This is a genomic window from Streptomyces sp. NPDC045998, assembly GCF_056430285.1.
This window is the reverse complement of record NZ_JBWKLJ010000005.1, coordinates 184,178-205,040: the sequence shown is the minus strand read 5'-3', so window position 1 is coordinate 205,040 and position 20,863 is coordinate 184,178. Positions and strand designations below refer to the sequence as shown.

Genomic DNA, 20,863 nt, shown 5'->3' with positions numbered 1-20,863 from the left:
GTCAGTCTGTCAGCACCGGCAGCAGCTCCGGCAGGTGTCCGTCCGACGCGGCCGCCGCGCGCCGCCGCTCCTCGGGGACCTCGCCGTACAGGGTCGTACGGGGGCGGGCCGGGCGGCCGGCCGCCTCGGCGATGGCGGTGAGGTCCTTGACGGAGCGGTACGAGCCGTAGGAGGAGCCGGCCATGCGGGAAATGGTCTCCTCCATGAGGGTGCCGCCGAGGTCGTTGGCGCCGGAGCGGAGCATCTCGGCGGCGCCGTCCGTGCCGAGCTTCACCCAGCTGGTCTGGATGTTCGGGATGTGGGGGTGGAGCAGGAGGCGCGCCATGGCGGTGACGGCACGGTTGTCGCGGGCCGTCGGGCCGGGGCGGGCGATGCCGGCGAGGTACACGGGCGCGTTGGTGTGGATGAACGGGAGCGTCACGAACTCCGTGAAGCCGCCGGTCTCCCGCTGGATGCGGGCGAGGGTGCGCAGGTGCCCCAGCCAGTGGCGGGGCTGGTCGACGTGGCCGTACATCATCGTCGACGACGACCGGATGCCCAGCTCGTGCGCGGTGGTGATGACCTCGATCCAGGTGGCGGTCGGCAGCTTGCCCTTCGTCAGCACCCAGCGGACCTCGTCGTCGAGGATCTCGGCGGCGGTGCCGGGGATCGAGTCGAGACCGGCCTCCTTGGCGGCGGTCAGCCACTCCCGGATCGAAAGGCCGGTGCGGGTCGCGCCGTTGACGACCTCCATCGGCGAGAAGGCGTGCACGTGCATGCCGGGGACGCGGGCCTTCACGGCGCGGGCGATGTCGAAGTACGCCGTACCGGGCAGGTCCGGGTGGATGCCGCCCTGCATGCAGACCTCGACCGCGCCGACGTCCCACGCCTGCTGGGCGCGGTCGGCGACCTGGTCCAGGGAGAGGGTGTACGCGTCGGCGTCGGTGCGGCGCTGGGCGAAGGCGCAGAAGCGGCATCCGGTGTAGCAGACGTTGGTGAAGTTGATGTTGCGGGTGACGATGTAGGTGACGTCGTCGCCGACGGCCGCCTTGCGGACGTCGTCCGCGATCCGGCAGAGCGCGTCGAGCGCCGGCCCGTCCGCGTGCAGCAGCGCGAGCGCCTGGTCGTCGGTGAGGCGCGTCGGGTCGTCGGCGGCCACCGCGAGGGCCTCGCGCACGTCGATGTCGATGCGCTGCGGCACCATGCCGGGCGCGGCGGCCTCGCGCAGCGCCTCCCAGTCGCCGTACACCTCGTCGAAGTCGTCCCGGCGGTCGCCGGTGCGCCCCTCGGTGTCGATGGTGCGGTGCAGGTCGGTGCGGCCGGAGCCCGCGCCCGACGCGGTGAAGCCCTCGTCGGGTTCCTGCCACGGCAGCCCGCGCACCGGTGCGTCCGGGTTCGCGAGGCCCGTCTCGGGGTCGGCCAGCGCCCGCACGTGCGGCAGCACACGGGGGTCGAGCCACGGCTCGCCACGCCGTACGAACTCGGGGTAGACGCAGAGGCGTTCGCGCAGCTCGAAGCCGGCGGCCGCGGAGTGCTCGGCGAGCGCGTCGATCTGCGGCCACGGCCGCTCGGGGTTGACGTGGTCGATGGTGACCGGGGAGACGCCGCCCCAGTCGTCGATCCCGGCGCCGATGAGGCGCGCGTACTCGCCGTCGACCAGGTTCGGCGGGGCCTGGAGGCAGGCGGAGGGGCCCATGATGTGCCGGGCGACGGCGACGGTGGCGACCAGGTCGTCGAGCTCGGCGTCCGGCATGCCGCGCATCGCCGTGTCCGGCTTGGCGCGGAAGTTCTGGATGATCAGCTCCTGGATGCCGTGGTACGCGCGGGCGACGCGGCGCAGCGCGAACAGCGACTCCGCCCGCTCCTCGTACGTCTCGCCGATCCCGATGAGCAGCCCGCTGGTGAACGGCACCGACGACCGCCCCGCGTCCTCCAGCACCCGCAGCCGCACCGCCGGCTCCTTGTCGGGCGAGCCGTGGTGCGGGCCGCCCGGCTCCGACCAGAGCCGGGTCGCCGTCGTCTCCAGCATCATGCCCATGGAGGGCGCCACCGGCTTGAGCCGCTGGAAGTCGGTCCACGACAGGACACCGGGGTTGAGGTGCGGCAGCAGCCCGGTCTCCTCCAGGATGCGGATCGCCATGGCCCGTACGTAGGCGAGGGTGTCGTCGTAGCCGTGCGCGTCCAGCCACTCGCGCGCCTCGGGCCAGCGGTCCTCGGGCTTGTCGCCGAGCGTGATCAGGGCTTCCTTGCAGCCGAGTTCGGCGCCGCGCCGGGCGATGTCCAGCACCTCGTCCGGCGACATGAACATCCCGTGTCCCGCACGCCGCAGCTTGCCCGGCACGGTCGCGAAGGTGCAGTAGTGGCACTTGTCGCGGCACAGCCGGGTGAGCGGGATGAACACGCTCTTCGAGTACGTGATGACCCCGGGCCGCCCGGCCGCCGCGAGCCCCGCGTCCCGCACCCGCGCGGCGGACGCGGCCAGCTCCTCCAGGTCCGCGCCGCGCGCCTGGAGGAGCACGGCGGCCTCCCCGGCGTCCAGCGCGACCCCGTCCCTGGCTCGTCGCAACGCCCGTCGCATGGCGTTTTCCGTGGGGCGGCTGGTGGGGTGGTCGGCGGGGCGTCCGGGCTGGTCATCAGTCATGGGCCCGAGCATACGAGCCGCCCCCGCGGCGCAGTCGTGGCTCCTGCGGGCAGCACGGCCACGGGCACGGGGACGGCGACCGCTACAGGTACTGGGCGTACGCGTCGAGCGCCCGCAGCACCTCCGCCTCGGGGGCGGAGGGGAGTTGGAGCACCACCTCGGTGATGCCGAGGTCCGCGAAGTGCGCGAGCTTGCCCGGCGTGGGGCTGATGCCGCACGGGACCACGCGCAGGGTCTCGGGGTCGCGGCCCGCCTTCTCCCAGACGCCGCGCAGCGCGGGGAGCGTCTCGGTGAGGCCGCGGCCGCCGATCGGGATCCAGCCGTCGGCGTAGTCGGCCATGTGCGCGAAGAGCTTGGGGCCCGCGGCGCCGCCGAGGAGGATGCGCGGGGCGCCGCCCGCCGGCTTCGGATACGCGGAGGAGGCGCGTACCGCGGCGAACTCGCCCTCGTAGGCGGTTGGTTCCTCGGCCCACAGGGCGCGCATCAGGCCGATGAAGTCGCGGACGCGCTCGCGCCGGGTGCGCCAGACGACGCCGTGGTCCTCGGCCTCCTCGCGGTTCCAGCCGTGGCCGACGCCCAGGGTGAAGCGGCCCCCGGAGAGGTGGTCGAGGGTGGCGACCTGCTTGGCCAGGTCGATGGGGTCGTGCTGGGCGACCAGGGTGATGCCGGTGCCGAGGGTGAGCCGTTCGGTGACGGCGGCGGCCTGGCCGAGCGCCACGAAGGCGTCGAGGGTCCGTCCGTACTCGGGCGGCAGGACGCCGCCGAAGGGGTACGGGGTGGTCCGTTCGACGGGGATGTGGCTGTGCTCCGGCAGATACAGGCCGGCGAATCCGCGCTGCTCCAGCTCGCGCGCGAGGCGGACGGGGGTGATCGACTGATCGGTCAGGAAGATCGTGGTCGCGATGCGCATACGGCCAACGTATGGCGTGCGGCGGCGATTTCCGAGACCGTCGGCGTACGTTGCCGACGCGTTCACCGCGTCCGGGGAGGGTGGTCGCATGCTGGACAGGCGCGGGTTCGTGGCGGGTGCCGTGGGTCTGCTCACCGTGCCGGGGGTGAGCTTCGCGGGCGGGCGCACCGAGGTCGTCGTCCGCGGCACGCTGCCGCCCGGCTCGCCCGACTACGTGTACCTGCCGGTCGAGGTGCCACGCGGGGTGCGGGAGCTGAGGGTCTCGTACGCGTACGACCGGCCCGTCGTGCCCGCCGGGACGCAGGGCAACGCGCTGGACATCGGCGTGTTCGACGAGCGGGGCACCGAGCTGGGCGGGCGCGGCTTCCGGGGCTGGTCGGGCGGCGCCCGGTCGGAGTTCTTCCTCCGGGCGGACGCGGCGACGCCCGGGTACCTGGCGGGGCCCGTCCGCGCGGGCACCTGGCACATCGCGCTCGGGCCGTACACGGTGGCGCCGCAGGGCCTGAACTACACGGTGACGGTGAGGGTCGCGTACGGCGCCGAGGGGCCGGCGCCACGGCCGGTGTACCCGCCGGAGCGGGCGCGGGGGCGCGGGCGGGCCTGGTACCGCGGCGACTGCCACCTGCACTCGGTGTACTCGGACGGCCGGCGCACCCCGGCCGAGATCGCCGCCGCGGCGCGCGCCGCCGGGCTGGACTTCGTCAACACCTCCGAGCACAACACGCACGCGGCGCACGCGGCCTGGGAGGGCCTGTGGGGCGACGACCTGCTGATCCTCACCGGCGAGGAGGTGACGACGCGGACCGGCCACGTCCTGGCCGTGGGCACCGACCCGGGCACCTTCGTCGACTGGCGCTACCGCGCACGCGACAACCGCTTCGGCCGCTTTGCCCGCGCCATCCGGCGCGCCGGCGGGCTCGTCGTACCGGCGCATCCGCACGCGACCTGCGTCGGCTGCGCCTGGAAGTACGGCTTCGCGGAGGCGGACGCGGTGGAGGTGTGGAACGGTCCGTACACGCCGGAGGACGAGGCCGCGCTCGCCGACTGGGACGCCATGCTGACCGGCGGCGCCGGCTGGCTGCCGGCGATGGGCGGCAGCGACGCGCACCGCGAGCCTCAGCGGGTGGGCGAGCCGCAGACCGTCGTCCTCGCCGAGGAGCTGTCGCGCGAGGCGGTCCTGGCGGGGCTGCGGGCGGGGCGGTCGTACGTCGCGGAGTCGGCGGCGGTCTCGCTCGCCTTCTCGGCCTCGGGCGGCCGCGGCGAGCACGCCGGCATCGGGGAGCGGCTGCGGGTGGCGTCACCGGACACGCCGGTGACCGTGCGCCTGGAGGTGGCGGGCGCGCCGGGCTGCGCCGTCCGCTTCGTCACGGACCAGGGCCTGCTGCACACGGCTCCGCTGCCCGCGTCGGGGGCGGGCGCGGTGGAGTGGACCACGACGGCCGCGTACGCCGCCTACGTACGGGCGGAGGTGCGCCACCCGGGGACGGGGGCGGGAACGGGGACGGGGACGCCGGGCGGGCTGCCGGGGCCGCTGGCGGCGTTCACGAACCCGGTGTTCCTCGGGGAGGCACGCTCATGACGGGTCAGTCGTTCACGGCCGTGAGCAGCACCGCCGTGTCCGTCACGGCCCGCAGCCCGTGGCGCTCGTGCGGCAGCAGGTAGAGGGACCCCATGGTGAGCTCCGTGTCCCCGGACGCGGCGGTCACCGCCACCACGCCCCGCAGCACCTGGAGCGAGGAGGCGGGCGGCGGGTTGTGCTCGTCGAGCGTGGTGCCCGCGGTGAGCGCGATGACGGTCTGGCGCAGGGGCGGGTCGCGCAGGATCAGGTTGGAGCTGCGGCCGTGCTCGTCGGCGTGGGCCGCCTTCAGGTGTTCCTCGGCGATGTCGTTGAGGTCGTACATATGGTCCACCTTGCCCCGCTGCCGGTTCGTACGCATATGAAGCGCATACGGAAGGGCGGCCACCGTGCCGTCCCACGGTGGCCGCCCTTCCGGCTCAGGTGTTCGTGTTGGTGAGGGGGGTCGTCAGTCGGCGACGACCAGCGACGGGGTCTCCTTCGTGAGGACCTCGCCCCGGAAGAACGCCGGGCTGCGGCGCTGCATGATCAGCATGAGGACCGCGCCGAGGAGCAGCAGGCCGACGCCGATGACGAAGACGGAGCCGACGCCCGCGATGGAGCTGCCGCTGCCGTACGCCGGGTCGAGCGTGTCGTACAGCGTCTTGCCGAAGACGCCGGCGAGCATCAGGCCGCCGAGGAGCGGCAGGACGCCCTTGTAGAGGGTGTCCTTGACGGACTTGCCGAGGTCCTTGCGGAAGTACCACGCGCAGGCGAAGGCGGTCAGCGAGTAGTAGAAGCAGATCATGAGGCCGAGGGCGTAGATGGTGTCCGTGAGGACGTTCTCGCTGACCAGCGTCATGACCGTGTAGAAGACGCCGGTGCCGACACCCGCGATGACGGTGGCCTTGCCGGGGACCTTGTGCTTCGGGTGGACCTTGGCGAGGGAGGCGGGCATGGCCTCGTAGGTGGCCATCGACAGGACCGTGCGGGCGACCGGGATGAAGGTGGTCTGGAGGCTCGCGGCGGCGGAGGCCAGGACGGCGACGAACAGCGCGCCGGCGAGGAACCAGGAACCCATGACCGGCTCGGCGAGCGCGGCGAAGACGTTGTCGGAGGTCTCCTCGTTGGCGAGGCCGAGGCCCTCGGTGCCGGAGCCGACGGCCATCTGGGCGGCGACGCCGACGATCAGGTACGAGCCGATGAGGACGATCATGGAGATCATCGCGGCGCGACCGGGGGTCTTGGCGCTGCCGACGGTCTCCTCGTTCGCGGTGAGGCAGGTGTCCCAGCCCCAGTACATGAAGATCGACAGGGAGAGGCCGGCGGTGAAGGCGGCGAAGGAGTCGATCCCGAACGGGTTCAGCCAGGAGAGGGAGAAGTCCACGCCGCTGGGGAACGCCCCGCTGCCGGCCTTCTGGAACGCCAGGACGGCGAAGACGACCAGGACCACCATCTGCAGGCCCACGAGGGCGTACTGGATGGCCTTCGTCGCGGTCATGCCGCGGTAGCTGACCCAGGTCGCGAGCGCGACCAGGATGAGGACGGTGGCGATGTGCGCGAACTTGTTGCCGTCCAGCGCCGCGATCTGTTCGCTACCGGTGAGGTGGCCCGCCAGGAGCCAGAAGTACGTGGTGGCGACGCCGGCCAGGTTGGAGAGGACGATGATCGTCGCGATCAGCAGGCCCCAGCCGCACATCCAGCCGATCTTGGGGCCGAAGGCCTTCACGGTCCAGGTGAAGGAGGTACCGCAGTCGGGCATCGCCTTGTTGAGCTCGCGGTACGCGAAGGCGACCAGGAGCATGGGGAGGAACCCGGCCAGGAAGATGGCCGGCATCTGGACGCCGACCTCGCCGGCCGTGGTGCCGAGGGTCGAGGTCAGACAGTAGACGGGGGCCACGGTCGAGATGCCGATGACGGCGCTGCCCACCAGGCCGACGGAGTTTCCGCTGAGGCCCTTCGTCTTGATGTCGTGGTCGCCGGTCCCGGCGACGCCCCTTACCGTGTCTCCAGCCATGGGCTGTGCTTCCACCTGAGTCATAGGAGGGACGTTAGGCGCTGCGGTTTCCACATCCGGAAGATCGGAATCCGTGATCTTCGCCTTGCATTGCGAGGCAGGGGGCGCCCGATCGTCAAGGATTCAAAGACCCCTCAGGCTGAGGTCGACGGATTGACAGGCGACCCGAAGGCCGTTCGATATACGGGAACCGCAGCTGTGTCCGTTTTACCCTTTTCCAAAATTTCCCAAGACTTTTTTCGGCCGTTGAGGAACCTTCTTTCGGCCAGGTGCGTCCGCCGCCACGGACGGCCGGTGGGTGTTGCCGAACCGGCAAAGATCGTTGCCGTACGAGGGAAAACGCGGTGAGGTGGGCCCATGGCATCCCAGCCCCCCGAGCGTCGGCCTTCCGCCGACGGCGCCTCCGCCGACCGGCCCCGCGCCGACCGGTCCTCCGCCGACCGGCCCCGGGCAGACCGGGCCCGCGCGGACCGGCCCTCCGCAGACCGGGCCTCCGCAGACCGGCCCCGCGCGGACCGGGCCCGCGCGGACCGGCCCTCCGCAGACCGGCCGTCCGCAGACCGGCCGTCCGGCATCGCCGACGTCCTCGCCGACGTCGGGCCGCGCCTCAGGCGCCTGCGCACCCGGCGCGGCGTCACCCTCACCGCGCTCGCCGAGGCCACCGGCATCTCCAAGAGCACCCTGTCCCGTCTGGAGAGCGGACAGCGCCGCCCCAGCCTGGAGCTGCTGCTGCCCATCGCCCAGGCCCACCAGGTCCCGCTCGACGAACTCGTCGGCGCCCCCGAGGTGGGCGACCCGCGCGTCCGCCTCGCGCCGCGCCACGCGCACGACGGCAAGGTGGTGGTCCCGCTGACCCGGCAGCCGGGGCCGCTCCAGGCGCTGAAGGTCGTGATCCCGCCCGACAAGAGCGAGCCCGAACCGCGCGTGCACGAGGGATACGAGTGGCTGTACGTCCTCTCCGGGCGGCTCCGGCTGGTGCTGGCCGAGCACGACCTGATCCTGGGCGCGGGTGAGGCGGCGGAGTTCGACACGCGGATGCCGCACTGGTTCGGCTCCGCCGGCGACGGGCCCGTGGAGATCCTCAGCCTGCTCGGGCGCCAGGGGGAGCGGATGCACTTCCGCGCCAAGCCGCGCGGCGCGCGGGCGCGGGACGCGTCCGACTGACTCCATTCGGCTCCGGCCGGGGCGGCTGGTTCCGGCCGACTCGGGCCGGCTGCGACCGACTCCGGCTGGAGGACTTGTCACGACCTTGTGCAGAGCGTCACCCCCTGCTGACGCATTCGCCATCGACAAGGCAGACTGTCGAGGGCGAATCCAGCGGTACGGGGCAGGGGGAGCTATGGACCGTGAAGACGGGCCGCGAGTGCCGGAGCAGCGACGCGCTCCGCGTCCGGGTCCCGCCGGCACACGCGGCGACCTGCGCTTCGCCGTGCTCGGCCCCGTCCGCGCCTGGTACGACGGAGAACCCCTGCCCTCCGGGTCGCCGCAGCAGCGGGCCCTGCTCGCCGCGCTGCTGCTGCGCGACGGGCGCACCGCCACGGCCGCCGAGCTGATCGACGCCATCTGGGGCGACGAACCGCCCTTGCAGGCCCTCGCGGCGGTGCGGACGTACGCCTCGCGCCTGCGCAAGGTGCTGCCGGACGGCGTGCTGGCCAGCGAGTCCGGCGGGTACGCCATCCGCGGCCGCTCCGACGCCCTCGACCTCAACGTCGCACAGGAGCTCGCCGCCGAGGCGGAGAAGGCCCGGGCGGCCGGCGAGGGGGGCCAGGCACGGGTCCTCATCAACAAGTCGCTGGGCCTGTGGGACGGCGAGCCCCTCGCCTCCGTACCCGGCCCGTACGCCGAGACGCAGCGCGCCCGCCTGGAGGAGTGGCGGCTGACGCTCCTGGAGACCCGGCTGGACCTGGACCTGGAGTGCGGGCACCACGCGGAGGCGGTCTCCGAGCTGACCGCCCTGACCGCCGCGCACCCGCTGCGCGAGCGGCTGCGGGAGCTGCTGATGCTGGCGCTGTACCGCAGCGGGCGGCAGGCGGAGGCGCTCGCCGTGTACGCCGACACGCGCCGGCTCCTCGCCGACGAGCTGGGCGTGGACCCGCGCCCCGAGCTGTCGCGGCTCCAGCAGCGCATCCTGTGCGCGGACGAGGAGCTCGCCTGCCCCGTCGAGCAGCCGCCCACCGCGCCCACCCCGTCCCGCCCGGCGCAGCTGCCCGCCACGGTGCCGGACTTCACCGGCCGGGCCGCGTTCGTACGGGAGCTGGGCGACCGGCTGGCGACCGCCGAGGGCTCGGTCATGGCCGTGTCGGCGCTCGCGGGCATCGGCGGCGTCGGCAAGACGACCCTCGCCGTGCACGTCGCGCACGAGGCGCGGCCGCACTTCCCGGACGGCCAGCTGTACGTCGACCTGCAGGGCGCGGGCGCGCGGGCGGCCGAGCCCGAGACCGTGCTCGGTGCCTTCCTGCGCGCCCTCGGCACGCCGGACTCCGCCATCCCGGACACGCCGGAGGAGCGCGCCGCCCTCTACCGCTCCACGCTCGCCGGGCGGCGGGTGCTGGTCCTCCTCGACAACGCGCGCGACGCCGCCCAGGTGCGGCCGCTGCTGCCCGGTACCGCCGGCTGCGCGGCCCTCGTCACCAGCCGCGTCCGCATGGTCGACCTCGCGGGCGCGCACCTCGTGGACCTCGACGTGATGTCTCCGGAGGAGGCGCTCCAGCTCTTCACGAAGATCGTCGGGGTGGAGCGGGTGCACGCGGAGCGCGAGGCGGCGCTCGACGTCGTGGCCGCGTGCGGTTTCCTGCCCCTCGCCATCCGCATCGCCGCCTCCCGCCTGGCGGCACGCCGCACGTGGACGGTCTCGGTCCTCGCGGCCAAGCTCGCCGACGAGCGCCGCCGGCTGGACGAGCTCCAGGCGGGCGACCTCGCCGTGAAGGCCACCTTCGAGCTGGGCTACGGCCAGCTGGAGCCCGCCCAGGCCCGCGCCTTCCGCCTCCTGGGCCTCGCCGACGGCCCCGACATCTCCCTCGCGGCCGCGGCGGCGGTCCTGGACCTCCCCCTCCACGACGCCGAGGACATCCTCGAGTGCCTGGTCGACACCTCCCTCCTGGAGTCCGCCGCCCCGGGCCGCTACCGCTTCCACGACCTCGTACGCCTCTACGCGCGTGCGTGCGCGGAACGCGACGAGCAGCCGCCGTCGGAGCGGGAGAGCGCGATGTCGCGGCTGCTGGACTTCTACCTGGCGACGGCGGCGCGGGTGTACGCCGTGCAGCGGCCGGGCGACCGCATGGTGGACCACCTGAAGCCCGCCGCCTACCCGGGCCTGGAGTTCGCCGACCGCCACCAGGCGCTGGACTGGCTGTACACCGAGGCCAACTGCCTGCTGGCCTGCGCTCGCCAGTCGACGGCCGGGCCCCGGCTCTCCACCGCGGTGGACCTCCTGTGGGCCGCCCAGGACCTCGCGGAGTCCGGCGCCAACTCCAAGGTGTACGAAACTGCCGCCCGCGCCGCGCTGGAGGCCGCCGTCGCCGTCGGGGACCCGCGGGTCGAGGCGCGGGCCCGGACCTCGATGACCAACGTCCACCTGGTGGCGGGGCGGTACGAGGAGGCGGACCGGGAGGCGGAGAAGGCCTCGCTCCTCGGGCTCGCGGCGCAGGACCCGGCGCCGGTGTACTGGGCCGACAACGACCGGGGCATCATCGCCGCCATACAGGGGCGCCACGAGGACGCCGAGGGCCACCTGGTCAAGGCGATGGAGAGGTGCCGCCTCGACGGCAATCAGCCCGGCGAGGCCAGCGCCCTGTGCAACCTCTCCCGCATCCGGCTCTCCAACGGGCGGGTCGAGCAGGCGATCTCCCTCGCCCGGCAGGGCGCGGAGCTCTACGAACAGATAGGGCACACCCTGCGCCTGGCCAACGCCCGGTACGCCCTGGGCATGGCGCTGACCCGGGCGCGCCGCCATGCGGAGGCCCTGGCGGAGCTGGACAAGGCGCTGCACGGCTTCGAGACGAACCGGCAGCGGTTGTGGGCGGGGACGACCCACTTCCGCATCGCGGAGGCCCACCTGTCGGCCCGGCGCGCGGCCCAGGCCGCCCAGCACGCGGAGCAGGCGCTCGCCATCGGCTGCATGGGCGGCGACCGCACCCGTGGCAACGTCCTGACCACGCTCGGGAAGGCGCTGGACAGCCTCGGCCAGATGGACCGTGCGCGCGCCTGCTGGCGGGAAGCGCTCGCCCTGCACGAGCAGTCGGGCGCTCCGGAGGCCGAGGAGGTCCGGGACCTCCTCGGCGACCTCACCATCGCCTGAGGCTCCGATCAGGGCGTTCATCAACCGTTTATCGCCCTCCGGCATGCTCGTCACCAGTCGATCCGTCGCGACGGGGGAGCGGACGGATCGCCGGGACCTCCAGCTCGGGGGGGGCGAGCGGTCCCCTAACCTTCTGTCCGGCGGCCCTCGGGGGAGTCGCCGGGCAGAAGACAGCTCACACCAGCACAGCGATCCCACGGGGGAAACACCATGAGCGGTTCCGAGAAGAAGAACCTCGACGACATCACCACCATGGGCGACCACCACATGCCGGCCCCGCCGGCCAAGGAGCCCACCGTCACCACCCTGGGCGACCACCACATGCCGGCGCCCCCGGCGACCACCACCCCCACCACCACCGACGAAACCATCGTCACCATGGGCGACCACCACATGCCGGCGCCGCCGGCCAAGTAGACCTTCACCCACGGGGTGCGGCCGCGGCGGTGCGGAGGGGGAGCCGCCGCGGTCGCCGGACGTGGCACGGCACATGAGGGGCCGGACCTTCGGGTCCGGCCCTTCGGCGTTCCCCGTCGTGTGGCGGCGGCCACGGGGCGGGCGTAGCGTCGGGGGCGAGAGCCTGACCGCAAGGAGGCCGACGATGATCCGCAACGTCATCGGCAGCGTCCTCGCTCTCGTCGGAGCGACGGCCGCCGTCTGGAGCCCCTTCCGTGCCTGGTACGACGGCCGTCTCGGACGCCACTTCCGCGTCGCCGACCTCTTCAGCGGCATCAGCGACAGCCGCTCGGAGCTGTGGGTGTCGATCCTGCTGCCGCTCGCCTTCGGCGCGCTGGTGGCGCTCGTCGGGGTCGTGCTGCGGTCGCGGGTGCTGGTCGGGCTGGCCGCGTGCGTCGTCCTGGGCTTCACCATCCTGTGGATGGTGCGGCAGGCGCAGGTCGCGGACGGGCTCGCGTTCGACGACCCCGGCAGCGCCGGGCTGGGCTGGGGCGTGGTCGTCGCCCTGGTCGGCGGGGCGCTGTTGCTGCTCGGCGCCGCGGTGATGGCCGGCCGTCCGCGCCGGCGCCGCACGGCGTACGCCGAGGGCCCGCCCCCGCACGACGACGGGTACGACGCCAGGTACGACCACAGGTACGACGACAGACACGGCGACGGGTACGGCGAGCCCGGCCCCGAAGGGCCGGGACCTCCGCACCGGGTCTAGGTCGTGTTGGCCTAGGGGGCGCTCCGCCCGGTCGCCGTGCCCTTCACCGCGTCCAGCGCGTACACGCACCGGTCCTTGCTGCACGCGTAGACGACGCCGCCGCGCGCCACCAGCGAGCCGGTGATCTCGCCGCCCGTGGTGAGCTTCCAGCGCAGCTGGCCGCCGCTCGCGTCCAGGGTGTACAGGACGTGGTCCGCCGAACCGAAGTGGAGGCGGCCGTCGGCGACGACCGGGCTGCCGATGATGCTGCCGCCCGCGGCGAAGCGCCACTTCGGGGTGCCGGTGACCGCGTCCAGCGTGTAGACCGCGCTGCCGCTGCCGACGTGGATGTTCCCGTTCACGACGAGGACGGGCTCCGTCGCCGGGCGGGACTCCGTGGCGATGCGCCAGCGGTCCTTGCCGGTCGTGGCGTCGAGCGCGTACACCGTGCCGAGGTAGTCGGCGAGGTACACGCCACCGCCGGTGACCGCCGGGCCCGGGGCGAAGGCGGGCGGCGAGAGGAAGACCGCCGGGGCCTCGAAGTGCCAGCGGACGTGGCCGGACATGTGGTCGACGGAGAGCACGCGGGTCCCGGCGGCTACGTAGACGTATCCGTCCTCCGCCGGGGTGACGCGCACCGGTACGCCGCCGCAGGAGGCGGCGTCGCCGATCGGGTACGACCAGCGCTCGGTGCCCGTGCGGGCGTCGAGCGCGCGCAGGCGGGCGTCCTGCCAGACGTAGACGGTGTCGCCGTGGAGGACCGGGCCGCCCTCGGGCGTCTCGAAGTCGGTCTGTGCTCCGGTGATCTCCCACAGCTTCGCGCCGTTGGAGGCCTCCCAGCCCTGGACGCCGCCGCCGCGCGTGGCGGTGACGACCGTGCCGCGATCGACCCGGAGGGCGTACACCCAGGCGTCGGTCATCAGCCGCCACCGCTCGCTGCCGTCGAGGGCGTCGAGCGCGTACAGGGACGGCCCGTCGGAGGCGTGGATGCGGCCTCCGGCCACGGCCATGGACCAGGCCACGTCCCGCGTCTTGAACTGGCGGCGGCCACTCGCCACGTCCAGGGCGTGCACCTCGAAGGAGGTGACGTAGAGCAGGTCGCCGTCGACGACGGGCGTGCCCCACACGTCGTTCGACATGCGGAAACGCCAGGGGCGCCAGTGGCCCGGCCCGGCGTTCTCGGGCGCGGGCGGTGCTGCCTGCGCGGGCGGGGCCGACGGGAGCGGCGGGCCGCTGGGCGGGGCGGGGTCGGCGCCGTTCGTCAGCCCGCCGGGCGGGCGGACCCAGCCGGTGGTCGCGGGCCCGGCGGAGCCCGCCGCGGCGAGCGCGGTGCGCGTGTCGGAGACCCGGGGCCCGGGGCCGATGGGGACCCGGGCGCCAGGGAGCTGCACCGGTGCGGCGGGGGCGGGGGCGGCGGCCGCCCCGGCCGGCCGCGCGGGCGGCGCCATCTGGCCCGTACGGGGATCGACGGCGCCACGGCCCCCACCGCTGCGGCCGTCGGCGCCGTCGGCGCGCCAGGCCGCGTCCCAGTCCCGGCCGGGCGCGGGGGCCTGGGCGGGCGGCGCCTGCGGTGCGGGCGGGGCGGGGGGCGCGGGGGCCGGGGGCGGCGGGGTGCTCGGGCGGCCGCCCCGGCGGGCCTCGATCATCGCGGTCGCCCGGGCCGGCAGCCACGCCGACGCCGTACCGCTGTCGTCGCTGCCGCCGAAGAGGTGCGGCGCCAGCTGGGCCTGGAGGTCGGCGGGCGTGGGCCGCAGCGCGGCCTCCATCTGCATGCAGGACTCGATCAGCGGCCGCAGCTCGTCCGGCAGCCCCTCCAGGTCCGGGCCCTCGCGCAGCAGCATGAAGACCGTCTCCACCGGGTTCGCCCCGTGGTACGGCGCGTGCCCGGTCGCCGCGAAGACCAGGGTGGAGCCGAGCGAGAAGACGTCGCTCGCGCCCGTCACGCTGCGCGAGTCCTTCGCCTGCTCGGGTGACATGTACGCGGGCGTGCCCACGGCGACGTTGGTCATCGTCAGCCGGGTGTTGGAGACGCCGGACGCGATGCCGAAGTCGATGACGCGCGGCCCGTCCTCCACGACGAGCACGTTGGACGGCTTGAGGTCGCGGTGGACGAGACCGGCGCCGTGGATGGACTGGAGGGCCTCGGCGATACCCGCCGCCAGCCAGCGCACGGCCGGAGCGGGCAGGGGCCCGCACTCGTTCACTATCTCCTCGAGGGAGGGTGCGGGGACGTACGCCGTGGCCAGCCACGGCACCGCCGCCCTCGGGTCGGCGTCCACCACGGCCGCCGTGTAGAAGCCGGACACCGCCCGCGCGGCCTCCACCTCCCGCGTGAAGCGGACGCGGAACAGCTGGTCCTCGGCGAGCTCGGTCCGTACGGTCTTGATCGCCACGCGCCGACCCGACGCCGAGCGCGCCAGATAGACCAGGCCCATGCCGCCGGCACCGAGCCGGCCCAGCACCTCGAAGGGACCGATCCGCCTCGGGTCGTGCTGCGTGAGCTGCTCCACTTGCCTGCCACCTCCCCGTAGGGGCCATCAAGGTACGGCCCCGTCGCCCCTGATTCTTCCTGTCCGAGGCGGTGGTTGCGAACCCGGGGGCGGATCGGGGTGTCTCACCTCGATCCGGACACCCGCGTGAGGGTTCAGGCCGCCTTGGGCTCGGCGAGCACGGCGAAGACCGCTCCCTGGTCGTCGGCGAGGACCGCGATCCTGCCGTACGGGGTGTCGAACGGCTGTTCGGTGACGCGGCCGCCGAGGCGCTGGGCGGCCGCGGCCGTGTCGTCGCAGTCCTCGACGGCGAAGTAGACGAGGAAGTGGGCGGGCATCTCGGCCGGGAAGGCGTCGGTGATCACGCTGCGCCCGCCGATGGCGTTCTCGTCGCTCGCCTGCGTACCGGCGGGGGACCAGACGCGGAAGTCGATCGAGGCGTCGTCGAGGTCCCGCACCTGGAAGCCGAAGACGGTCTCGTAGAAGGAGTCGACGGGGTCCTTCTGCCGCGTGTAGACCTCGGTCCAGCAGAAGGAGTTCGGCTCGCCCTGCTTCTCGAAGCCGTTGTGCGTCCCGGCCTCCCACAGGCCGAAGACGGCGCCGCCGGGGTCGACGGCGAGCGCCATCGTCCCGTACGCGCCGACGGGCACGGGGTTCGTCACGATGCGGCCGCCCGCGTCCAGGATGCGGCGGCTGGTGGCCGTGGCGTCGGGGGTGGCGAAGTAGACGCCCCAGACGGTGGGCATCCGGCCGTCCCGCTTGGGGGCGAGGCCGGCGACGCGCCGTCCGTCGCTGTAGGCGTTGGTGTAGTCACCGTGGGCTTCGTCGCCGCCGTCGAACGTCCAGCCGAAGAGCTCGCCGTAGAAGCGCTTGCCCGCTGCGAGGTCGGGGAGCAGCACGTCCACCCAGCACGGCGTGCCCTCTGTGAATGCGGCCATGGAGCTGATCCCTTTCCTCGTCGGGCCCCACAGTCAAGTTAACGGCGCGCCGCCGGTACCGCTCGCTTGTCCACGGGAGTTTTCCACAGCCTGTTGATAATCTTACTTGGCTGGAAACCGCCCTTCGAGGCAGACAGGACGGGCCCGATCCCGCTTGGAGCCGCCCACGGCGGAGAATCCCTGCCCACAGGCCCATATGGGCTCTCCACGGCCACCCGGGGACACCCGCGGACGGCGCGTGAAGGGCCCCGGGAGAGCCCCGCACCCCATTTGCAGTCGGCCGAATAGCGCCCTGATCCCCCCTCGGTAAGCTGACGGCATGACAGGACAAGTACGCACCGTCGACGGCCGTGTGGCCGGCCGACGCGGCCAGGCGACGCGGCAGAAGCTGCTCGACTGCCTCAGCGAGATGCTCCGCTCCTCGCCGTACCGGGACGTCAAAGTCATCGACGTGGCCCGGAAGGCGGGCACGTCCCCCGCGACCTTCTATCAGTACTTCCCCGACGTCGAGGGCGCCGTCCTCGAGATCGCGGAGGAGATGACGAGGGAGGGCGGGGCCCTCTCCGACCTCGCCTCCGGCCGCACCTGGGTCGGCAAGGCGGGATGGCAGTCGTCGGAGGAACTGGTCGAGGGGTTCCTCGACTTCTGGCGCAAGAACGACGCCCTGCTGCGGGTGGTGGACCTCGGCGCCGCGGAGGGCGACAAGCGGTTCTACAAGCTCCGCATGAAGATCCTCGGCTCGGTCACCAGCTCCCTCACCGACGCGGTCAAGGAGCTCCAGACCAAGGGCCGGGTCGACAAGGACGTCAACCCCGCGGCGATCGCCGGAGCCCTGGTCGCGATGCTGGCGGCGGTCGCCTCGCACCAGAAGGCGTTCCAGACCTGGGGCGTGAAGCAGAACGAACTCAAGCCGAACCTCGCGCTGTTGGTGCACCTCGGCGTCACCGGCAAGAAGCCCACGAAGTAGCACCCCTCCCGTCCCGCCTCCTGTCGTCGCCCGTCCTGTCACGCGCCGGCGGCGGCCGGTCCTCGCGCCCGGCCGCCGCCGGCGTTCCTCTGGGCGACGCACACCGGCGCGGATGATGTCCCCATGACAGAGCGCTTCCACGAAACCCTCCGCTCGCTGCGCGTGTGGGACACCGAGCTGCCCGCCTTCGACCCGGACGCCGCGCCCGCGGCGCCGCTGCCGCTGTTCCACGCGTGGTTCACGGCCGCGGCGGACGCCGGGCAGGCCGAGCCGCACACGATGGCGCTGGCCACCGTCGACGCCGACGGGCGCCCCGACGTACGGACGGTGATGCTGCACGACGCCGACGAGCGGGGCTGGCACTTCGCCTCCCACTCCACCAGCGCCAAGGGCCGCCAACTGGCGGCCACTCGGCACGCCGCGGTCCACTTCTACTGGCCGGTCCAGGGCCGCCAGGTCCGCGTCCGCGGCCGCGTGACCCCCGCCCCCGCCGAGGAGGCGTACGCCGACCTGCACGCCCGTACGACCGGAGCGCTGGCGGCCGCGCTGGTGGGCCGCCAGAGCGAGGTGCTGGACTCCCTGGCCACGCTCGCGGAGGCGGGCGAAGCGGCCTGGGCGCGGGCGGAGGCGGAACCGGACGCGGACGTGCAGACCTGGACCCTGTACGTACTCGACCCCGACGAGGTCGAGTTCTTCCAGGGCGACGTCCGCCGCCGCCACGTACGGCTCCGCTACCGGCGGCGGGGCACCGCTTCGTGGGAACGGGAGCTGCTCTGGCCTTAGGTTCCGTCCCGAGCGGCGCAACCCCACGGTCCTCCCCGACGTCGACATGTATGACCGCAACGACCGAGGGGGAAGCGCATGGCCGTCACGCTGGGCGAGGAGATCACGCTGCTGTCGCTGGACGACGAGTCGGGTGCCACGAAGGAACGGGCATCCGCCGCCTGGGCGGTCGCGGGCGGCATCCTGCTGGAGTTGACCATGGCGGGGCGCGTCACCGTGACCGGCGGGCGACTGGCCGTGGTCGACACCACGCCGACGGGAGACGCCCTGCTCGACGGGCGCCTGCGGCTGCTCACGGAGTGGACGCGGAGCAACCGCGGGCGCAAGGTCACCGACTGGCTGGCCAAGGACCAGTCGAAGACCACGCAGGCGACGGTGGAGAGCCTGTGCGAGCGCGGTCTCGTGGTCGAGGAGCGGCACCGGGTGCTCGGGCTCTTCCCGGTACGGCGCTATCCGGAGGCCGACGGCTCGGTGGAGCGCGAGCTGCGCGAGCGCCTCGCGTCCGCGGTCCTGCAGGGCGCGCAGCCGGACGACCGCACCAGCGGCCTCGTCGCCCTGCTCCACGCGGCGCGCCTGCACCACCTGGCCTTCCCCGAGCTGCCGCGCAAGCAGGTCGAGGCCCGCATGGCGGAGATCGCCGAGGGCCAGTGGGCGGGCGACGGCGTCCGCGAGGCCATCCGGAACATGCAGGCGGCGCTGGTGGCCGTCACCGTGATCACCGCCGCCACCGCCGCGATCTGACGTCAGGCCGTCGCCGCCCCCGCGACGAACGCCGCCCACGCGCCGGGCGCCACCGCGAAGGTGGGCCCGTCGGACACCTTGGAGTCGCGGACGTGGACGGCGTGGGGGCAGGCGGCGACCTCGACGCACTCGCCGCCCTCGTTGTTGCTGTAGCTCGACTTGTGCCAGTCGTAGGCGACTTCGACGCACTCGCCGCCCTCATTACCGCTGTAACTGCTCTTGAACCAGACCAGGCCGGGGTTCATAGCTTCGCCGCCATCCTCTCGATCAGTTCCACGGACTCCCAGGGGGTGAGCGCCTGGGCCCGCAGCGCGCCGAAGAGGTCGTTGAGCCGGTTGACCTCTTCGGGTTTCGAGATCAACGTATCCCCGCCTTGCCCCTCCGTGTACCCCAGATTCCGTCCTTCTCGGGTGCTCAGCAGCTTCAACGGCCCATTAAGCCCCGCGTGCACGAACCGCTGCGTCGGCATCACCTGCACCGTCAGATGGTTCCTGGTCCTCGCCAACTCCAGCACGTGCAGAAGCTGCTCCTTGAGCACCGGCTCGCCGCCGATCGGCCGCTGGAACACCGACTCCTCCACGACGTAACTGACGATCGGCCTCGGCCTGCGGTCCAGCACCTCCTGCCGCTCCAGCCGCGCCTGCACATGGCGCTCGATCTCGTCCGGCTCGTACATCGGCACGCGCGTCTCGTACAGCGCCCGCACGTACGCCGGGCTCTGCAACAGGCCCGGCACGAACATGGTCTCGTACGCGCTGATGCTCGCGGCGTCCGCCTCGGTGCGCTTCCAGTTCAGGAACTTCGGCGAGTACTTCTCCTCCTCCATCATCTCGATGCACGACTCCAGTGCGCCCCCGGCCTGCAGCACCCGGTCCGCGTCCACCAGGAACGCCGTCGTCGGGATGCGTTCCGCTCGCTCGTACGCGCCCAGCAGCGACTCCGACATCAACAGCCGTTCCGCGAGTTCCTTCTGGGTCATCCCCGCCCGGGTGCGGAACTTCTTGATGAGCTCGCCCACATGCTTCCGCGCGGGCGAGGGCTCGCTGTTCGATCCCACCGCCACCACCGTCCTTCCCACACCGGCCCGAAGTGGATCGCGTCCCTCTGGTCACGCTACGCATGCACCCCGATGCTCATAGCCATGACCAGCGAAAAACTCCCCGATTGGGTACCGGCCTCCGGCATCCAACTGCGTCTGTCCGGCATCCACTTCGACGCGATCCGCGTGCGCGGCGTACGCGGTGAGGCCGTCCTGCACCACCTCGCCGAGGCCACGGGCGGGCGCCCCGGCCCGGTGGTGCGGGAGATCGCGGGCGGGCGGTGGACGTACTTCCTGATTCCGCCCGGCAGCAGCAAGGAGTACACGTGGCCGCCCGGCGCCACCTGTTTCGGGCCGTCCGCGCGGGATCAGTACATCGGCATCCCGGCGCCGCACGGCAGCACGTACCCGCTGGAGTGGCGCGGCGGGCCGCCCGTGGCGGGCGAGTTCGTCGACCCGGAGCTCCTCCACGAGGTGGTCACGGCGCAGCTGTGCGTGTCCCCCGACGCGTAAAGGCACGTAGAAGAGGGACTCAGGCGTCCGGCTTGCGCGCCTCGATCAAGAAGCGGGACGAGTGCGCCACGAACGGCCCCTCCGACTGGATGCGTTCGTGCAGCTCGCGCAGCTTGTCGCGGTACGCCTCGACGGTGAAGCCGGGCACCATCCAGATGACCTTGCGCAGGAAGTAGACGACCGCCCCGATGTCGTGGAACTCGGTGCGCAGCCGCTCGCTGCGCAGGTCCACGATCTCCAGGCCGGCCGCGCGGGCGTCCGCGCTCTCGTCGTCGGGGTGGCGGGCCCGGCGGACCTCCTCGGGCTGGGGGCCCAGGAAGAACTCGACCAGTTCGAAGACGCTCGCGGGGCCGACGTGCTGGGCGACGTACGAGCCGCCGGGCCGCAGCACCCGCGCGATCTCGGTCCACCACACGGTCGCCGGGTGGCGGCTCGTCACCAGGTCGAACGCCTCGTCGGCGAAGGGCAGCGGCGGCTCGTCCGGGTCCGCGACGACGACCACGCCCCGCGGATGGAGCAGCCGGGTCGCCTTGATGATGTTGGGCGGCCACGACTCGGTGGCGGCCATCGTGGGCGGGAACTTCCCAGCCCCGGCGAGGACCTCGCCGCCGCCGGTCTGGATGTCCAGGGCGGCGGCCACGCCGGGGTCGGCGAGCCGCTCGCTCATCAGCCGCTGGTACCCCCAGGAGGGGCGCTGCTCGGTGGCCCGGCCGTCCAGCCAGGAGAAGTCCCAGCCCTCCACCGATACGGCGTCGGCCTCGGCCACCAGGTCGTCGAAGGTGCGTGTCACGCACACCATTCTCCGGCCCGGCGGCCGAGGCCGCGAACTCTTATCGTGGTCGGCTATCGCCGT

18 protein-coding genes are annotated in these 20,863 nt (G+C 73.2%); 9 read left to right on the top strand and 9 right to left on the bottom strand.

The window, feature by feature from the left end; translation table 11 throughout:
• Position 1 precedes the first annotated feature (1 nt).
• Entirely contained in the window at positions 2-2,620 is a 2,619-nt protein-coding gene (locus AC07FJ_RS17415) for a bifunctional FO biosynthesis protein CofGH (protein WP_479049801.1), read from the bottom strand.
• An 82-nt stretch (positions 2,621-2,702) separates the two neighbouring features.
• Complete coding sequence (locus tag AC07FJ_RS17410) at positions 2,703-3,530, bottom strand: LLM class F420-dependent oxidoreductase (RefSeq protein ID WP_479049799.1); 828 nt, start codon at positions 3,528-3,530, stop codon at positions 2,703-2,705.
• An 88-nt stretch (positions 3,531-3,618) separates the two neighbouring features.
• On the opposite strand from AC07FJ_RS17410, the gene AC07FJ_RS17405 reads away from it, so the two are divergent.
• Positions 3,619-5,109 (top strand): CehA/McbA family metallohydrolase, encoded by a 1,491-nt coding sequence (locus AC07FJ_RS17405; protein ID WP_479049797.1) that lies wholly within the window; start codon positions 3,619-3,621, stop codon positions 5,107-5,109.
• 4 nt (positions 5,110-5,113) lie between these two features.
• On the opposite strand, the gene AC07FJ_RS17400 is transcribed toward AC07FJ_RS17405, so the two are convergent.
• Both AC07FJ_RS17400 and AC07FJ_RS17395 read right to left on the bottom strand, forming a co-directional pair.
• Complete coding sequence (locus tag AC07FJ_RS17400; protein WP_361418432.1) at positions 5,114-5,431, bottom strand: cupin domain-containing protein; 318 nt, start codon at positions 5,429-5,431, stop codon at positions 5,114-5,116.
• Positions 5,432-5,554: 123 nt separating this feature from the next.
• Positions 5,555-7,126 carry an APC family permease gene (locus tag AC07FJ_RS17395; protein WP_479049795.1) on the bottom strand — a complete coding sequence of 524 codons (1,572 nt, stop codon included), beginning with the start codon at positions 7,124-7,126 and terminating at the stop codon, positions 5,555-5,557.
• A 549-nt stretch (positions 7,127-7,675) separates the two neighbouring features.
• Here AC07FJ_RS17395 and AC07FJ_RS17390 point away from each other — a divergent pair.
• The 4 genes from AC07FJ_RS17390 (at position 7,676) to AC07FJ_RS17375 (ending at position 12,561) form a co-directional block, all read left to right on the top strand.
• Positions 7,676-8,266 (top strand): helix-turn-helix domain-containing protein, encoded by a 591-nt coding sequence (locus AC07FJ_RS17390; protein WP_479050190.1) that lies wholly within the window; start codon positions 7,676-7,678, stop codon positions 8,264-8,266.
• 175 nt (positions 8,267-8,441) lie between these two features.
• Positions 8,442-11,399, top strand: coding sequence for an SARP-family global regulator AfsR (gene afsR, locus AC07FJ_RS17385; protein WP_479049793.1), 2,958 nt, complete (start codon positions 8,442-8,444; stop codon positions 11,397-11,399).
• Between the two features lie 210 nt (positions 11,400-11,609).
• Complete coding sequence (locus tag AC07FJ_RS17380; RefSeq protein WP_479049791.1) at positions 11,610-11,816, top strand: sigma-like protein; 207 nt, start codon at positions 11,610-11,612, stop codon at positions 11,814-11,816.
• Between the two features lie 184 nt (positions 11,817-12,000).
• Complete coding sequence (locus AC07FJ_RS17375; protein ID WP_479049789.1) at positions 12,001-12,561, top strand: hypothetical protein; 561 nt, start codon at positions 12,001-12,003, stop codon at positions 12,559-12,561.
• 11 nt (positions 12,562-12,572) lie between these two features.
• On the opposite strand, the gene afsK is transcribed toward AC07FJ_RS17375, so the two are convergent.
• Together afsK and kbpA are read right to left on the bottom strand one after the other, a co-directional pair.
• Positions 12,573-15,050: a protein serine/threonine kinase AfsK gene (gene afsK, locus AC07FJ_RS17370; protein ID WP_479049787.1), complete on the bottom strand. Its 2,478-nt coding sequence runs from the start codon at positions 15,048-15,050 to the stop codon at positions 12,573-12,575.
• A gap of 134 nt (positions 15,051-15,184) precedes the next feature.
• Positions 15,185-15,967: an AfsK-binding protein KbpA gene (gene kbpA / locus AC07FJ_RS17365; protein ID WP_479049785.1), complete on the bottom strand. Its 783-nt coding sequence runs from the start codon at positions 15,965-15,967 to the stop codon at positions 15,185-15,187.
• 319 nt (positions 15,968-16,286) lie between these two features.
• On the opposite strand from kbpA, the gene AC07FJ_RS17360 reads away from it, so the two are divergent.
• From AC07FJ_RS17360 to AC07FJ_RS17350, 3 genes are all read left to right on the top strand, one after another.
• The gene (locus AC07FJ_RS17360; RefSeq protein ID WP_361417804.1) at positions 16,287-16,934 is read left to right on the top strand and encodes a TetR family transcriptional regulator; all 648 of its coding nucleotides are present in this window, start codon (positions 16,287-16,289) and stop codon (positions 16,932-16,934) included.
• A 123-nt stretch (positions 16,935-17,057) separates the two neighbouring features.
• Entirely contained in the window at positions 17,058-17,717 is a 660-nt protein-coding gene (locus AC07FJ_RS17355) for a pyridoxine/pyridoxamine 5'-phosphate oxidase (RefSeq protein ID WP_479049783.1), read from the top strand.
• A 78-nt stretch (positions 17,718-17,795) separates the two neighbouring features.
• Positions 17,796-18,458 carry a GOLPH3/VPS74 family protein gene (locus AC07FJ_RS17350; protein ID WP_479049781.1) on the top strand — a complete coding sequence of 221 codons (663 nt, stop codon included), beginning with the start codon at positions 17,796-17,798 and terminating at the stop codon, positions 18,456-18,458.
• A 2-nt stretch (positions 18,459-18,460) separates the two neighbouring features.
• Here AC07FJ_RS17350 and AC07FJ_RS17345 read toward each other — a convergent pair whose 3' ends face one another.
• Positions 18,461-18,703: a DUF397 domain-containing protein gene (locus AC07FJ_RS17345; protein WP_479049779.1), complete on the bottom strand. Its 243-nt coding sequence runs from the start codon at positions 18,701-18,703 to the stop codon at positions 18,461-18,463.
• The gene (locus tag AC07FJ_RS17340; RefSeq protein ID WP_479049777.1) at positions 18,700-19,515 is read right to left on the bottom strand and encodes a helix-turn-helix domain-containing protein; all 816 of its coding nucleotides are present in this window, start codon (positions 19,513-19,515) and stop codon (positions 18,700-18,702) included. Before AC07FJ_RS17340 ends, AC07FJ_RS17345 begins: the two co-directional genes overlap by 4 nt.
• 84 nt (positions 19,516-19,599) lie before the next feature.
• On the opposite strand from AC07FJ_RS17340, the gene AC07FJ_RS17335 reads away from it, so the two are divergent.
• The gene (locus AC07FJ_RS17335; protein ID WP_479049775.1) at positions 19,600-20,010 is read left to right on the top strand and encodes a hypothetical protein; all 411 of its coding nucleotides are present in this window, start codon (positions 19,600-19,602) and stop codon (positions 20,008-20,010) included.
• 19 nt (positions 20,011-20,029) lie between these two features.
• Here the strand turns inward: AC07FJ_RS17335 and AC07FJ_RS17330 are convergent, their stop codons facing one another.
• Positions 20,030-20,809 (bottom strand): class I SAM-dependent methyltransferase, encoded by a 780-nt coding sequence (locus AC07FJ_RS17330; protein WP_479049773.1) that lies wholly within the window; start codon positions 20,807-20,809, stop codon positions 20,030-20,032.
• Positions 20,810-20,863 lie beyond the last annotated feature (54 nt).

Excerpts from the sequence above, each read along its gene's own strand:
- AC07FJ_RS17415 (WP_479049801.1), bottom strand. The coding sequence starts at position 2,620 with ATGACTGATGACCAGCCCGGACGCCCCGCCGACCACCCCACCAGCCGC.
- AC07FJ_RS17410 (WP_479049799.1), bottom strand. The coding sequence starts at position 3,530 with ATGCGCATCGCGACCACGATCTTCCTGACCGATCAGTCGATCACCCCC.
- AC07FJ_RS17405 (WP_479049797.1), top strand. The coding sequence starts at position 3,619 with ATGCTGGACAGGCGCGGGTTCGTGGCGGGTGCCGTGGGTCTGCTCACC.
- AC07FJ_RS17400 (WP_361418432.1), bottom strand. The coding sequence starts at position 5,431 with ATGTACGACCTCAACGACATCGCCGAGGAACACCTGAAGGCGGCCCAC.
- AC07FJ_RS17395 (WP_479049795.1), bottom strand. The coding sequence starts at position 7,126 with ATGACTCAGGTGGAAGCACAGCCCATGGCTGGAGACACGGTAAGGGGC.
- afsR (WP_479049793.1), top strand. The coding sequence starts at position 8,442 with ATGGACCGTGAAGACGGGCCGCGAGTGCCGGAGCAGCGACGCGCTCCG.
- AC07FJ_RS17380 (WP_479049791.1), top strand. The coding sequence starts at position 11,610 with ATGAGCGGTTCCGAGAAGAAGAACCTCGACGACATCACCACCATGGGC.
- AC07FJ_RS17375 (WP_479049789.1), top strand. The coding sequence starts at position 12,001 with ATGATCCGCAACGTCATCGGCAGCGTCCTCGCTCTCGTCGGAGCGACG.
- kbpA (WP_479049785.1), bottom strand. The coding sequence starts at position 15,967 with ATGGCCGCATTCACAGAGGGCACGCCGTGCTGGGTGGACGTGCTGCTC.
- AC07FJ_RS17360 (WP_361417804.1), top strand. The coding sequence starts at position 16,287 with ATGACAGGACAAGTACGCACCGTCGACGGCCGTGTGGCCGGCCGACGC.
- AC07FJ_RS17355 (WP_479049783.1), top strand. The coding sequence starts at position 17,058 with ATGACAGAGCGCTTCCACGAAACCCTCCGCTCGCTGCGCGTGTGGGAC.
- AC07FJ_RS17350 (WP_479049781.1), top strand. The coding sequence starts at position 17,796 with ATGGCCGTCACGCTGGGCGAGGAGATCACGCTGCTGTCGCTGGACGAC.
- AC07FJ_RS17345 (WP_479049779.1), bottom strand. The coding sequence starts at position 18,703 with ATGAACCCCGGCCTGGTCTGGTTCAAGAGCAGTTACAGCGGTAATGAG.
- AC07FJ_RS17335 (WP_479049775.1), top strand. The coding sequence starts at position 19,600 with ATGACCAGCGAAAAACTCCCCGATTGGGTACCGGCCTCCGGCATCCAA.
- AC07FJ_RS17330 (WP_479049773.1), bottom strand. The coding sequence starts at position 20,809 with ATGGTGTGCGTGACACGCACCTTCGACGACCTGGTGGCCGAGGCCGAC.